Annotated in this window: 16 protein-coding genes; 9 read left to right on the top strand and 7 right to left on the bottom strand. The window is 29.8% G+C overall.

The genetic code is table 11. The annotated features are described in order from the left end of the window. The first annotated feature begins 206 nt into the window (after positions 1–206). The 7 genes from AB3G36_RS08350 to AB3G36_RS08380 all read left to right on the top strand — a co-directional run bounded on the left by AB3G36_RS08350 (position 207) and on the right by AB3G36_RS08380 (position 6,528). Entirely contained in the window at positions 207–1,160 is a 954-nt protein-coding gene (locus AB3G36_RS08350; protein WP_367757816.1) for an acetyl-CoA carboxylase carboxyltransferase subunit alpha, read from the top strand. Positions 1,161–1,300: 140 nt separating this feature from the next. Next, complete coding sequence (gene dnaB, locus AB3G36_RS08355; protein WP_367757819.1) at positions 1,301–2,845, top strand: replicative DNA helicase; 1,545 nt, start codon at positions 1,301–1,303, stop codon at positions 2,843–2,845. A 407-nt stretch (positions 2,846–3,252) separates the two neighbouring features. Then, the gene (locus tag AB3G36_RS08360) at positions 3,253–3,762 is read left to right on the top strand and encodes a hypothetical protein (RefSeq protein ID WP_367757821.1); all 510 of its coding nucleotides are present in this window, start codon (positions 3,253–3,255) and stop codon (positions 3,760–3,762) included. A 224-nt stretch (positions 3,763–3,986) separates the two neighbouring features. Next, positions 3,987–4,421 carry a hypothetical protein gene (locus AB3G36_RS08365; protein WP_367757824.1) on the top strand — a complete coding sequence of 145 codons (435 nt, stop codon included), beginning with the start codon at positions 3,987–3,989 and terminating at the stop codon, positions 4,419–4,421. Positions 4,422–4,423: 2 nt separating this feature from the next. After that, entirely contained in the window at positions 4,424–5,071 is a 648-nt protein-coding gene (locus tag AB3G36_RS08370) for a hypothetical protein (RefSeq protein WP_367757827.1), read from the top strand. After that, entirely contained in the window at positions 5,068–5,859 is a 792-nt protein-coding gene (locus tag AB3G36_RS08375; protein ID WP_367757830.1) for a sensor histidine kinase, read from the top strand. The genes AB3G36_RS08370 and AB3G36_RS08375 overlap by 4 nt, the downstream gene beginning before the upstream one ends. Before the next feature lie 3 nt (positions 5,860–5,862). After that, a complete protein-coding gene (locus AB3G36_RS08380; RefSeq protein ID WP_367757833.1) occupies positions 5,863–6,528 on the top strand; it encodes a response regulator in 666 nt (221 codons plus the stop codon). A 19-nt stretch (positions 6,529–6,547) separates the two neighbouring features. On the opposite strand, the gene AB3G36_RS08385 is transcribed toward AB3G36_RS08380, so the two are convergent. Further along, the gene (locus AB3G36_RS08385; RefSeq protein WP_367757835.1) at positions 6,548–6,673 is read right to left on the bottom strand and encodes a hypothetical protein; all 126 of its coding nucleotides are present in this window, start codon (positions 6,671–6,673) and stop codon (positions 6,548–6,550) included. Positions 6,674–6,832: 159 nt separating this feature from the next. Here AB3G36_RS08385 and AB3G36_RS08390 point away from each other — a divergent pair, with 159 nt between their 5' ends. Both AB3G36_RS08390 and AB3G36_RS08395 read left to right on the top strand, forming a co-directional pair. Then, positions 6,833–8,095, top strand: a complete 1,263-nt coding sequence (locus AB3G36_RS08390; RefSeq protein ID WP_367757837.1) for an asparagine synthetase B — start codon at positions 6,833–6,835, stop codon at positions 8,093–8,095. A 41-nt stretch (positions 8,096–8,136) separates the two neighbouring features. After that, positions 8,137–9,048 carry a glutaminase gene (locus tag AB3G36_RS08395; RefSeq protein ID WP_367757839.1) on the top strand — a complete coding sequence of 304 codons (912 nt, stop codon included), beginning with the start codon at positions 8,137–8,139 and terminating at the stop codon, positions 9,046–9,048. 5 nt (positions 9,049–9,053) lie between these two features. On the opposite strand, the gene AB3G36_RS08400 is transcribed toward AB3G36_RS08395, so the two are convergent. The 6 genes from AB3G36_RS08400 to AB3G36_RS08425 form a co-directional block, all read right to left on the bottom strand. After that, positions 9,054–9,857: an endonuclease/exonuclease/phosphatase family protein gene (locus AB3G36_RS08400; protein WP_367757841.1), complete on the bottom strand. Its 804-nt coding sequence runs from the start codon at positions 9,855–9,857 to the stop codon at positions 9,054–9,056. Between the two features lie 78 nt (positions 9,858–9,935). Continuing rightward, the gene (locus tag AB3G36_RS08405; RefSeq protein ID WP_367757843.1) at positions 9,936–10,301 is read right to left on the bottom strand and encodes a hypothetical protein; all 366 of its coding nucleotides are present in this window, start codon (positions 10,299–10,301) and stop codon (positions 9,936–9,938) included. Between the two features lie 79 nt (positions 10,302–10,380). Then, positions 10,381–10,683, bottom strand: coding sequence for a hypothetical protein (locus AB3G36_RS08410; protein WP_367757844.1), 303 nt, complete (start codon positions 10,681–10,683; stop codon positions 10,381–10,383). A gap of 99 nt (positions 10,684–10,782) precedes the next feature. Further along, positions 10,783–11,451, bottom strand: a complete 669-nt coding sequence (locus AB3G36_RS08415; RefSeq protein WP_367757845.1) for a response regulator transcription factor — start codon at positions 11,449–11,451, stop codon at positions 10,783–10,785. A gap of 11 nt (positions 11,452–11,462) precedes the next feature. After that, positions 11,463–13,187 carry a hypothetical protein gene (locus AB3G36_RS08420; protein WP_367757847.1) on the bottom strand — a complete coding sequence of 575 codons (1,725 nt, stop codon included), beginning with the start codon at positions 13,185–13,187 and terminating at the stop codon, positions 11,463–11,465. 54 nt (positions 13,188–13,241) lie between these two features. Continuing rightward, positions 13,242–13,382 (bottom strand): hypothetical protein, encoded by a 141-nt coding sequence (locus tag AB3G36_RS08425; protein WP_367757849.1) that lies wholly within the window; start codon positions 13,380–13,382, stop codon positions 13,242–13,244. Between the last annotated feature and the right edge of the window lie 70 nt (positions 13,383–13,452).

Genomic DNA, 13,452 nt, shown 5'->3' on the forward strand with positions numbered 1-13,452 from the left:
ATTGAATCTAATAGCATTGATTTTCAACGATTAATGATTCGGAAATAAAATTTAGCAAATAATTGAACCCAAGTTTAATACCGAATTTCCTTTTTTTTGAATTAGTATTTAAGAGTTTTTAGGACTTAATTCAAAAATAAAAGGGTGCAAACGATTTAATATTTTATATTTGCAGTTCGAATAAAAAACAAAAACGCACAAATCCTATGGAATATTTAGATTTTGAGCTTCCAATAAAAGAACTAGAAGATCAGTTAGAAAAGTGTCAAGTTATTGGTCAAGAATCAGATGTTGATGTTACAACCACATGTAAGCAAATCAGCAAGAAATTGATTGAAACCAAAAAGAATATTTACAAAAATTTGACAGCTTGGCAGCGTGTACAGTTATCTAGGCACCCAAGTAGACCTTACACCTTAGATCATATAAAAGCACTTTGTGGAAATACTTTTCTAGAGCTTCACGGTGATAGAGGTTTTGCTGATGATAAAGCGATGATTGGTGGTTTAGGGAAAATTGGAGGACAATCTTTTATGATTGTTGGTCAACAAAAAGGCTACAATACAAAAACACGTCAATATAGAAACTTTGGGATGGCAAATCCTGAAGGCTATCGCAAAGCATTGCGATTGATGAAAATGGCGGAAAAGTTTGGTATACCTGTTTTAACGCTTATTGATACTCCGGGTGCTTATCCAGGACTAGAAGCGGAAGAACGTGGACAAGGAGAAGCTATTGCTAGAAACATTTTTGAAATGGTTCGCCTTAAAGTGCCTATCGTTACTATTATTGTTGGAGAAGGTGCTTCGGGTGGTGCATTAGGAATCGGAGTTGGAGACCGTGTTTATATGTTAGAAAACACATGGTATTCTGTTATTTCTCCAGAATCGTGCTCTTCTATTTTATGGAAAAGTTGGGAGTACAAAGAACAAGCTGCTGAAGCTTTGAAATTGACTTCTTCTGATATGAAAAGACAAAAATTGATTGATGACATTATTCCAGAACCATTAGGAGGAGCTCATTATGATAGAGAGACTACATTTAAAACTGTAGAAGAATATATCTTAAAAGGATATAATGAGTTGAAAGACTTATCAACAGAAAAGTTAATCGCTCAGAGAATGGACAAATACAGTAAAATGGGTGAATATAAAGAGTAAAATCTTACAAATTACTATTTAATCCGAAGCCCTACAGTTTCGGATTTTTTTTTGGTTATAAACAAAAATGAGTTAGTTATGAACATTTATTTGTAATAACTCTACTGCAATATTTTTTAAAATTACGTTACTTTCGCTACATGGAAAACTTCAAAAACATAAACCCAATTAAGGTTGATAAAACAACAATTATTAGCCTGGAGAAAGGGAAATTGCCCCCACAAGTTTTAGAACTAGAAGAGGCTGTACTTGGAGCGATGATGATTGATAAAAAAGGAGTTGATGATGTAATTGATATTTTACAGCCTGATGCTTTTTATAAAGAGGCCCACAAACATATTTTTGAGGCTATTGTGCAACTATTTACAGATACGCAACCAATTGACTTGTTGACCGTTTCTGCTCAATTAAAGAAAAACGCAAAGTTAGATTTAGCTGGGGGTGATTTTTACCTAATTCAGCTTACGCAAAAGATTTCCTCATCAGCACATATTGAATTTCACTCTCGAATTATTCTTCAAAAGTTTATTCAGCGAAGTTTGATTCGTATTTCATCGGAAATTATCGAGGATTCGTATGATGACTCAGCGGATGTTTTTGATTTGTTAGATAAAGCCGAATCTAAATTATACGAAGTAACACAAGGGAATATTAAAAGAAGTTCTGAAACGGCACAGAGTTTAGTATTGCAAGCCAAAAAACGTATTGAAGAAATTGCTGGGCAAGAAGGTTTAAGTGGTGTGGCAACTGGTTTTGAAAAACTAGATAAAATTACATCAGGATGGCAACCTAGTGATTTAATTATTATTGCGGCCAGACCTGCAATGGGAAAAACAGCTTTCGTATTATCGATGGCTAGAAACATGGCAATTGATTATGGAATGCCAGTGGCGTTGTTCTCTCTTGAGATGGCGTCAGTTCAGTTAATTACTCGTTTAATTTCCTCAGAGACTGGTTTGTCATCAGAGAAATTACGTACTGGTAAATTAGAAAAACACGAATGGGAGCAATTAAGTACTAAAGTTAAAAACTTAGAAAAAGCCCCTTTATTTATTGATGATACGCCTTCACTTTCTATTTTTGATTTAAGAGCAAAAGCAAGACGTTTGGTTTCACAACACGGAATCCGAATTATCATTGTGGATTACTTGCAATTGATGACTGCTGGAGGAAATGGTAAGGGTGGAGGAAACCGGGAGCAGGAGATTTCAACAATTTCCCGAAACTTAAAAGCACTAGCAAAAGAATTAAATGTGCCGGTAATAGCACTATCTCAATTGTCACGTGCTGTAGAGACTCGTGGATCTAGTAAAAGACCATTGCTTTCTGACCTTCGTGAATCGGGAGCGATTGAGCAAGATGCGGATATTGTTTCGTTTTTATATCGCCCTGAATATTATAAAATTGATGAATGGGATGATGATGAAGCTTCACCAACGGCTGGTCAAGCAGAAATAATGATAGCAAAACACCGTAATGGTAGTATTGAAAACGTTCGTTTGAAGTTTATAGGACACTTAGGTAAGTTTGATAATCTAGAAGACCACAGCGGTAGTTATGATGATCTTCCTTCGTCAATGAATCAAGAAGATAATCCTTTTATAACTAAAAACCTTCCTTCGGCACATGAAGCTTTTGGTAGTAATTTGAATGATGACGATGATGATAGTGATATGCCATTTTAGCAAAACAAGAAAGCCTTTATTGGGCTTTTTTTATTTCTAGTATAATAAAAAGCCCTAATTTTAATGTTGAAATTAAAAAGCTAGTATTTTCGTTTTTATAGTATTTTAATATTGAATTGTTTTTTTAGAACATAAAAATTATTCATTTTTGGTACTAATTTAAAGCCAGTTACTGGAATTTATGAAGATAGAATAACTATTGGAGTAGCTATTGCATTAGCAATGGAGGGTATCTATGACTTCTCTTCAGCTTGTGATTTTAAAAGTCCAATGTATACATAATTTAAATGCTGACAACTTTAGTTAATTTAGGGAATATACTTTTATTTTTAAATTTAGTTTTATTTGTAAAATGCTTTTCGGGACAAGGAAAACCATTTATAATTTTTACTATTTATTTAGCGCTTATGTTTTTAATACAAATGAGCTCTAGTATGATGTCTAGATTTGGAATTAATAATCTTTATTTATCTCATTTTTATTTTATTGGACAATTTTTTGTGTTAGGCCTTTTTTATGGCACAATTTTTAAAACTAAAAAACTAAAAAAAGATACATTAGCAATTGGAATAATTGGTTTGGCTATTATTGGAGTTGAATATATTTTTGATCCTAGTCAGTTTTTTAAATTTAATATTTTCGAAATTTTTATAACTTCACTATTAGTTATGATATTTGCAGTTATACATTTGTATAATATGCTCTCTGAAAAAAAAGAGTTTTATTATATTAATTGGGGAATAATTATTTATCTATTTGGTAGCACCATACTATTTATCACAGGAAATTTAATTGTTACTTTAAACCGTGAGTACACTAAATTGCCATGGATATTAAATGCTTTTTTGTATATAATTTACCAATTGTTTATTACATATGAATGGTATAGCAATTTTTCTAAAAGAACAGTTCAGTAAAAAACAAAAAACTTCCCTCAGTAAATGAATTATTTCTAGTAAATAAAAATGCGACAGCGATAATCAAAACACCTTTTTTTTGTAAAACGATAAAACTTAATTTATTTTTTTTTCGCAATAAAAAGTACTATTTTTTATGTTAAAATTGTAAAAAATAGTACTTTAGCTCTATAGTATTTTACTATAGAGTATTCGTTTTTATTAATTAAAAAAATAAAGATTAAATGGCAAAGGAAACTATATTAGAAAAATTATCAGAAAAAGTGGGTGTTACAATTAATGCGATTCCATTAAAAACAGCTCAAAAATGGGCAAAACGCTGGACCCAAAGGGAAGGTAAATACAATAAGCATCATGAATTAAACGCTTTTTTAATTCCTGCTGTTGATTTAAAAGAATTGTTGAATGAAGGTGGTACACATGTTAGAGCTTATATTGGTGTTCAAAAAGTGAAGCCTGAACAAGAAGGGGAGCAACCTACTTATGTTGAAAAATTAATGTTTGTAGGAACAGAATATAATCCAGAAACTGGTATTTATGAAGATCTGATCACTACTCCAGGACCTGATGGAAATCTTCAATCTGCTCCAGATGACATATATGATTTTACAAAGCCGTGCCCTCCTTACGATGATCCTAAGAGTCCTTTAGCAGTCTAATTATGGGATATATTTGGGATTTATTGGCTAATATGGGTTGTCTTTTTTTATTTGTAAACTTGCTTTTATTTAGTTTAAAGTTTAGAGGTAACGGCAAGGCTTATAAAATATTTACTGTTTATCTTTTAGTTGTTTTAGCAGTTCAATTGCCTTCTTTCTTTTTAAAAAGTTTACATATTAATAATCTTTTTTTATCTCATTTTTATTTTTTAGGACAATTTATATTTTTAGGCCTGTTTTATAAATCCCTTTTTACAAATCTCTTACAAAAGAAAATTATAAATATCGGTTTTGTATGTTGCTTTATTATTTTAGGAATTCAATATAGTTTAGATACTAGTTTAGTGTTTAAATTTAATTTATTCGAAATATTTTTGACATCATTCTTATTGATTATCTATAGCGTGTTTCATTTTTATAATATGCTAAGCGATAAAAAGGAGTTTTATTATATCAATATTGGAATTATGCTCTATTTATTTGGAAGTACAATACTATTTTTTGTAGGGAATCTTACTGCTTTAATGAGTGCTGAAATGAGTAAAATAACTTGGGTTACTAATGCTCTTTTATATGTTGTTTATCAGTTGTTTATTGTATTCGAGTGGTATATAAGTTTTTCAAAAAAAACAATTCAATTAGGAAAATGAAAACAAGTCCAGTTTATGAGAAGGAAATAGTTTCGATTATTTTATATACCTCTATTTTTTTTATCATTTTAGCTTTAGTGTTAATTTTGTTTTTCTATTATTCTAGAAAGAAGATTATTCAAAAGGAAATAGAGAAGAAGGATTTAGAAATTCAGCACCAACGAGATCAATTACGTGCTGTAATTATAACTCAAGAGGAAGAACGGAAACGGATAGCTCAAGATTTGCATGATGATATTAGCTCGAAGCTTAATATTGTTTCTTTAAATAGTCATTTGTTAAAAACCCCAAATTTAACAGTAGATGAATCAGAAGAGATTACGGCTAATATTATAAATCTTACAGCCAAAGCTCTAGAGAATACAAGACGTATTGCTCATGATTTATTACCACCAGTATTAGATAAATTTGGTTTGCATGCTGGAATTGAGGAGTTGTGTTCTGAGTTTAACAGTAGTAAGCAGGTTCAAGTTAATTATGTAAATGTGGTTCAGTTTGACATGGGTGATAATGATAAGCATCTTCATGTTTTTAGAATATTACAAGAGTTGATGAATAATTCTTTGCGCCATGGAAAAGCTACAATTATAGATATCTTATTTGAAGAAAAGAATGGGAAAATAATTTGTTGCTATTTGGATAATGGTTTAGGATTTGAAATGAAAGACAAGAAAAATCAAAGCGGACTTGGGATGAAAAACATTCAAAGTAGAATTGATTTTTTAAATGGTACTATTATAATTGATTCAGCTATTAATAAGGGAGTCAAAGTAGTTGTAAATTTTTAAATTATGAATAGAAATATTAAACTAATTTTAGTTGATGATGAAGTTTTATTCAGAAAAGGAATTTCTTTTTTATTGGATAGAGAAGAAAATATAAAAGTGATTCATGAAGCATCAAATGGAATGGAACTTTTGTCTTTTTTAGAGGAAAGCAAGATTCATCCCGATATCATTATAATGGATTTAAAAATGCCTTTATTAAATGGTGTTGAAGCCACTAAAGTAATTCATAAAGAATACCCAAAAATTAAAATAATTGCTTTATCTAGTTATCGATCTAAATCATTTGTTGCTAATCTAATGAATGTAGGAGCAGTTTCATATTTAATAAAAAATACAACACCTAAAGAATTATTAAAGACCATTCATGAAGTTAACAGTAAAGGTTTTTATTATGATGACTATGTGATGAAAGTAATCAAAGACATTGCGTTAAGTGATAGTATTACTAATAAAGAATTAAAGTCTAATTATTTAACAAGTCGTGAAGTTGAAGTACTACAATTGATATGTGAACAAAAAACTACTTCAGAAATAGCCGAATTACTTTTTATTAGTCCAAGAACTGTTGATGGACATCGTAACAATTTATTGCTTAAAACAGAATCTAAAAATATAGCTGGTTTAGTTTTTTTTGCGATTCAAAATAAAATAGTTTTATTGTATGATTGAGTAAGAATCTATTTAAAATTTAAGCATTTAGATATTTTATCGCCAAAATAAAATATAAGATAATAGTCATTACTAATAAACACAAACCTCCTTTTTTTAAAAAGAATAATGCTCTTGATTGCTTATTGTTCTTATAATCTTCCATTTGTCCTATTTTTATTATTAAATATATCCAAATTTATTAATAATGTTTTATCCATTTATACGTATTAATACCCGTTTTAAAATTGAAATATTTATTAATTAATATGGCTACTAGAATCTTTAAATAAAATACCTTTATACTCTATTTAATATTTTTAAAATGATTTCTAAAAAAAATATATTTATCCTGTTTTTTCTAATTTCATTTGCTTCAAAAGCTTCCTTTATTTTGTTGCCAATGGACGAAAATACACAGCAGAATCATCTAAAAGCGTATGGAGTCACTTTTTGGTGTTTAGAAAAAAGCTACAAAGCGAGTTGGTTACTTAATTATCGTGGTGGTTCTTTTTTATTACCAGATGCATTAGAGATACGTAAAGAATGTCAGATTCGAGGAGTAAGTTTTGAAATATTAACGGATACAGAAGAAGCCAGAATTTTGGATGAAATCTCAAGTCCATCGCAAAATATGGAAACCGTAATTCTTGAAAAAGTCCCAAGAATTGCAGTTTATACACCCAAAGGGAAGCAACCTTGGGATGATGCTGTCACACTTGTTTTGACCTATGCCGAAATTCCTTTTACTCCCATTTATGATGAAGAAGTTTTAAATGATCAATTAGTATTATATGATTGGTTGCATTTGCATCATGAAGATTTTACAGGCCAATATGGGAAATTTTTTGGAGCCTATAGAAATGCACCTTGGTACATTGAACAAAAAAAAGAAGCAGAAGAGTTAGCAACCAAGTTAGGATATGCAAAAGTATCTCAAGAAAAAGGAGCTGTAGCCAAAAAAATTAGAGACTTTGTCATTGGTGGCGGATTTATGTTTGCCATGTGTTCCGCAACAGATAGCTTTGATATTGCTCTGGCAGCAGATGGAGTTGATATATGTGAGCCCATGTTTGACGGTGATGATAGTGAAGCCAATTATCAAGCTAAAATGAATTATGATAATTCATTTGCATTTAAAGATTTTATATTAGAGAGAAAACCAGATAAATATGAGTTCTCCGATATTGACATGACTGAAAAAAGAAGAGTTCCTATGGAAAAGGATTATTTTACATTAATGGAGTTTTCCGCTAAATGGGACCCAATTCCCACAATGTTATGCCAAAATCATACACAGTTAGTAAAAGGATTTATGGGGCAAACAACCTCTTTTGATTCTGACCTTATAAAATCTAATGTTTTAAAAATGGGAGTTTGCGAATTGAATGGTGAAGCAAGATATATTCATGGTGAAAAAGGAAAAGGAATGTTTACTTTTTATGGAGGTCATGATCCTGAAGATTTTCAACATAGAGTAGGGGATTCGCCAACTGTTTTAGATTTACACATGAATTCTCCAGGGTATCGATTAATTTTGAACAATGTATTATTTCCCGCGGCTAGAAAGAAAAAACAAAAGACCTAATACTAGACCTTTCCTATATAAACTACAATTTTATTGAACAAATGAATTATCCAAAAATACTACAAGAAATCCAACAGAATTTATTGGAATATCCAACGATTGGGAATGTTACTACAACAATACCAGAGCTAGCGAAGGTAAACCCAAATAAATTTGGAATACATCTTACAACGATTGACGGAGAAGATTTTGGCATAGGAGATAGTGAAGAACAATTTTCTATTCAAAGTATATCAAAAGCATTGACAGTTGCCTTGGCATTTTCTTTTTTAGATGAAAAAATTTGGAAAAGAGTGGGTGTAGAGCCATCAGGAACGGCTTTTAATTCTTTGATTCAACTTGAATATGAAAAAGGAATTCCAAGAAACCCCTTTATAAATTCAGGAGCAATTGTAATCGCTGATATGTTGGTGTCTTGTTTAAAGAATCCTAAAGATGACTTTTTGAGTTTTATTCGAATGATTTCTGGAAGTCCATCGATTAATTATAATTTTGCTGTAGCACAGTCCGAAAAGGATACCCGCTTTAGAAATGCAGCTTTGGCTAATTTTTTAAAATCATTTGGTAATATTGATAATGATGTTGACGAGGTTTTAGATTTTTATTTTCATCAATGTTCTATTGAAATGACTTGTAAAGAACTATCTCATTCCTTTTTCTTTTTTGCCAATGAAGGGAAAACAAAGGATGGAAAACAAATTTTGACAAAAAGCCAAGTAAAACGTCTGAATGCTTTAATGCAAACTTGTGGTTTTTATGATGAGTCTGGTGAGTTTACCTATAAAGTGGGATTGCCTGGCAAGAGTGGAATAGGTGGGGGAATTGTAGCTTTATTTCCTAAGGTATTTGTAGTGGCTACTTGGTCACCAAAATTGAATAAAAAAGGAAATTCTGAATTAGGGATGCATGCATTAGAGTCTTTGACAACCAAAACAGGTATGTCTGTATTTTAATAGAATCAATTTAAAGAGAATTGAAACCAAATTGGAATGTGATCTGAAATTTTTCTAGCTTCTTTTAATGAGTTAAAATTTTTATAAAAAAGGAGTACTCCAGAATTTATAAAGTTGATTTTGGATGTTTTGTAATACATATTGTCAAACTCCGAGGCAAGACATTTGCTGTTTTTACATTCTTTTTTTAATGATGTTTTTTGATTGATAAAAATACTCTTATAGCCCATTTTTTTCAAAGGATTAAAAACAGAATGAGATTGTGGGCAATTAAAATCTCCTGCAAATATTAAATTTAAATTGGGATATTCTTCAGGTATAAATTTAAAATGTTTAATCTCTCTTTCTGGTTGTTTACTTTTTGTTATGGCATGAAAATTTACTACAGTAAATTGCTTATTATCACATTCAAACGTGCAATAATAAGGTTCTCTATCAATCTCTAGTGCAAATTGTTTCTCAAGCCAAGCTCTTCCGATTTTTTTTAGTTTGCTAGTTTTCCATATGTAAGCGTATCGTTCTGTTTTATAAGCACTGCTACTTGTAGGGTTACTAATAACATAATCCCATTTAGCCCCTTTGCGATTAAGAACATCAACTAATTGAGCAACGGCTTGAGCTCCACCATAGCCAGCGACTACTTCTTGAATGGCAATAATATCATAATCTTGAACGGTTTGTGCCATAAAGGCAATTTCAGAAGTGGATTTTGATTTCCCTAAATTTTCAATATTCCAGGAAACTAGCTTGGTTTGTGAATAGAGTAAAGAACAAAAAAAAAGAAGGAATACCAATACGATATTTTTCATTTGTAAAAAGGGAAAATAGGGTTTAAATATAGTGCAACTTACTGAAATTTTTTATAAATAGTTAGCAACAGCTCGGTTTTAATCCATTTTAAGTTTGTATTTGAATCCTTCAATATCTGTTGCTATTATTTTTTTTCGGTTTAATATCTCAAATACTATTTCTGTTTCATGTCCTTTATTGTCAATTAAAATTCCAATACCATTTTCACCTTCTACAGTGATATGACCTTGAACATTATTTCCATCTTCATCTGTACCGCAAACATGATCTTTATATTTTGAGGGAATAGAAATTAGGTTCTTTTTTATTTTTTTATTTTCCGAATCACTTTTTTTGATAACTATTTGCTTGTCATTTTGGTTTTTTATTTTTTGTTCGCATCCGCCAATAGTTATTGATAAGCATATGATTAGTAGTCGAAATGTTTCAATTTTGGAAATCATGGTGGTATTTTTTTGTAAAATTAATTTATAAAAAAATCGATTCCTTACGGGAAACCTCATTTTGGATTTTTTTTTAACTTTAACAAACAGTTTTCACCAGTTTCATTTTTATTTGAATAAATCGTTCTACCTTTTTTGTAGTTAATGCACTTTGGATTTGTGCTTTGTACAATTTTTCAGCGATAACTTCAGATTTGATTTTCATATAAGGATATATTGATAAAGAAATAGTATTCCCTGTCAATGACTTCTTATAATGCTTGATGTATTTTTTAGTGTAATTATTATAATCTTCTAGGTATTTGTCCCATTCACTGTTTTTTGGAGGTTTGCTCTTTTTTATTGTGAAATCTATTAAAAAAGGAGTGTCTTTGTTTTCCATTTTTGACTGAATGCTTTAAATTAATTTAATTCAAAACTACAACCTGTAAAAGTCTCTTCCTTGAGGGAAAACGTAAAGTAGAAAGAAAAATAATTTAGTTTATACGAGGCCTAAATCTTTAGCAATGGCAATGAGGTGTACATTGTTATTGGCTTTGAAGTATATTTTTAATTTATTGATTCTCTTCTCAATACTGCTGGAACCATTTGGGGAAATGCTAGCTGCTTTAAATTCAATACCTATTTCATCGAGAGTTTGTCCTTTGGATAAAAATTTCAATAAATAAATATCATATGCCTCAATTTCTATTAAAGATTTATCTCTTAAAGCATACGATAATTCAGATGATATGATTTTTTCTTCATTTTGGTAAATACTACGAATGGCTTTTTGGAGTTCGGGTATACTGTTTCGTCCTTTTGATATATACGCATTAATTCCCAAGTCATTAAATAATGATTTTATGCGGTATGTTTTGTCTTCAATTGAAAACACGATTGTTTTAATTTCTGGCTGAATCTTTTTAACGGCTTCTATAAGTTCATCTCCAGAATTTAATATATTTTCTCTATGATCAATTTTAAACGATAAATCACTTATTAATAAATCGTATGGGAGATCGTCATGTAATGCTTTTTTTATTTTCAATAAAGCATCATCACAATATTTTGCATGGTGAATTTCAGAAATCGAAAGTTCTTCCAAAGCTTGTACAATGGCGATACTGATACTATCTAAATCTTCAGCAATTAAAATTTTTTTGAACATAGTTTCATTATTTATATTGGAAAAGTAATCTTTACTTTGAATCCTTTTTCGGATTTAGTGTCAAAAGTAATTGTTCCTTTGATAGCTAGAATACGGTTTTCCACATTGTGGAGTCCATTTTTTATATTTATTTTTTCAAAATTGGCTCCAATACCATTATCAGTGTAATCAAAATAGATAATATTTTTATTTATTTTAAAGGAGAGAACTACTAAGCTGCTTTTACTATGTTTTTTCATGTTAACTAAGAGTTCCTGTATTACACGATAAACAGTTATTTTTTTAGTGTTTTCTATAGAAGACCAGTTGATGGATTCTAATTCATTTATTAAAATAGTAGTTGTGTATGAGTTATAACCTGACATCATCTCTTTTAAATTAGGTATGAAATGAATTCCAGATTCTATAGTACTATTTTCTTTAGAAATATTTCGAGTTCTAGAATATATAGTATCTAAGTTGTTGAGTAAGGTTTCTTTGTTGTTTGGCAAAACAAGGTCTTGCGTTTCGGCAAAAGCCATTGTTTGAAATACATCATTGGCTAGTTCGTCATGTAATTTTTTTGATATTCTAGTTTCGGTATTGTATGTTGCCTCAATTTGTATGCGTTTATTTCTATTTCGAAAGTAAGTTACGATAAAGAATATCCCTATTAGTAAAAGGCTAATTCCAAAATAAGAAAGGTATTTTTGATTTTTTTCTCTTTCAAGGTGTAAATCAGATTCAGCTTTTTGTGCAATAAGACTAAGATTTTCAGCTCTATTTTTATCAGTATCAAATTTAATTTTCACAAATTGATTTTTTGCATTATTACGAACTTTAATAATACTATCATTTAATGCTATAAAGTCAACTGCTAATTGGTTTGATTTTTCATCAAAATTTGTGGTAATTAAAAAAGAAAGCGATTTTAGTCTAGAATCGATATTGTGAATCTTTCTCGAAGTATGATACGCATTTAGAGCATATTCATTTGCTATTTGTGGTTGTTTTTTTTGATAATATTCTGCAAGATGTAAATTGCTTCCTATTATTCCATAAAAATCATTGTTCTTTTTTCTAATGGATAAAGCTTCTAACATCATAGGTAACCCTTTTTGAATTTGATTTTCTTTAAAATAGGAAAAGCCTAAATTGTCTACTATTTTAGCTTTTCTAATTTCATTGCTTTCAAGAATTTTTAATTGTAATAAAGGTTCTAGTAATTGTATGGATTTAGTGTATTTCTTTTGATCTATATAAATGTTGGCTTTATTATTAATCAATATAATTTGAGCTATAGTATCTGTCGTGCTCGTTTTAGCTTTATCATAATAATATATTGCATCTTCATAATTAGAAAGTTCTTTTGAAGATATACCAAGTAAGTTATAGGCTGCCGATTCATATAATGACCCTTTTTGTATAAATGGTAATGCTTCAATTAGGTTTTTTTCGCTTCCCATATAGTCACTTAAAACTTGCTGCATTGTTGCCATCTGAATCAAATTAAAAGCAATTTTCGAACTGTCTTTTTCTAATTCGTAATTAATTTTGGATCGGTTGTAGTAATAGTAAGCACTATCAAAAACCTGTTTTGAATTAAAATCTTCAGCTTTGTCTAATAGCGCTCTTGCAAAAATGCTATTACTATTTTTTGTTTTTTCTGTTTTAGGATTTTTTTTGTTTTTTGAAATATTATCACAAGAATAGATAAAAAAGAGAAGTAGTAAAATAAAAATCGGGGAACGCAACATAATTGAAAGTTTCCCCGAAATTAGTAATTAATACTTAATTATTTATATTATTTATTAAGGTTTAATTGGAATTACATCATCACCTGGACCATTGGTAAATATTTTTTGTTCAGAGGCATTAAGTGTTTTAACACTATCTTTCGCTCTTAAATCGTCTTTTTCTATGGCATCCGTTGTGCATGATATTGTCATCATACTCATAAATGTTAACACGGCTATAAGGACTGTTTTTTTCATAACTTTTAATTAAAATTTGACATAGGAA

The sequence above is a fragment of the Flavobacterium sp. WC2430 genome, assembly GCF_040822075.1.
Lineage (GTDB): Bacteria > Bacteroidota > Bacteroidia > Flavobacteriales > Flavobacteriaceae > Flavobacterium.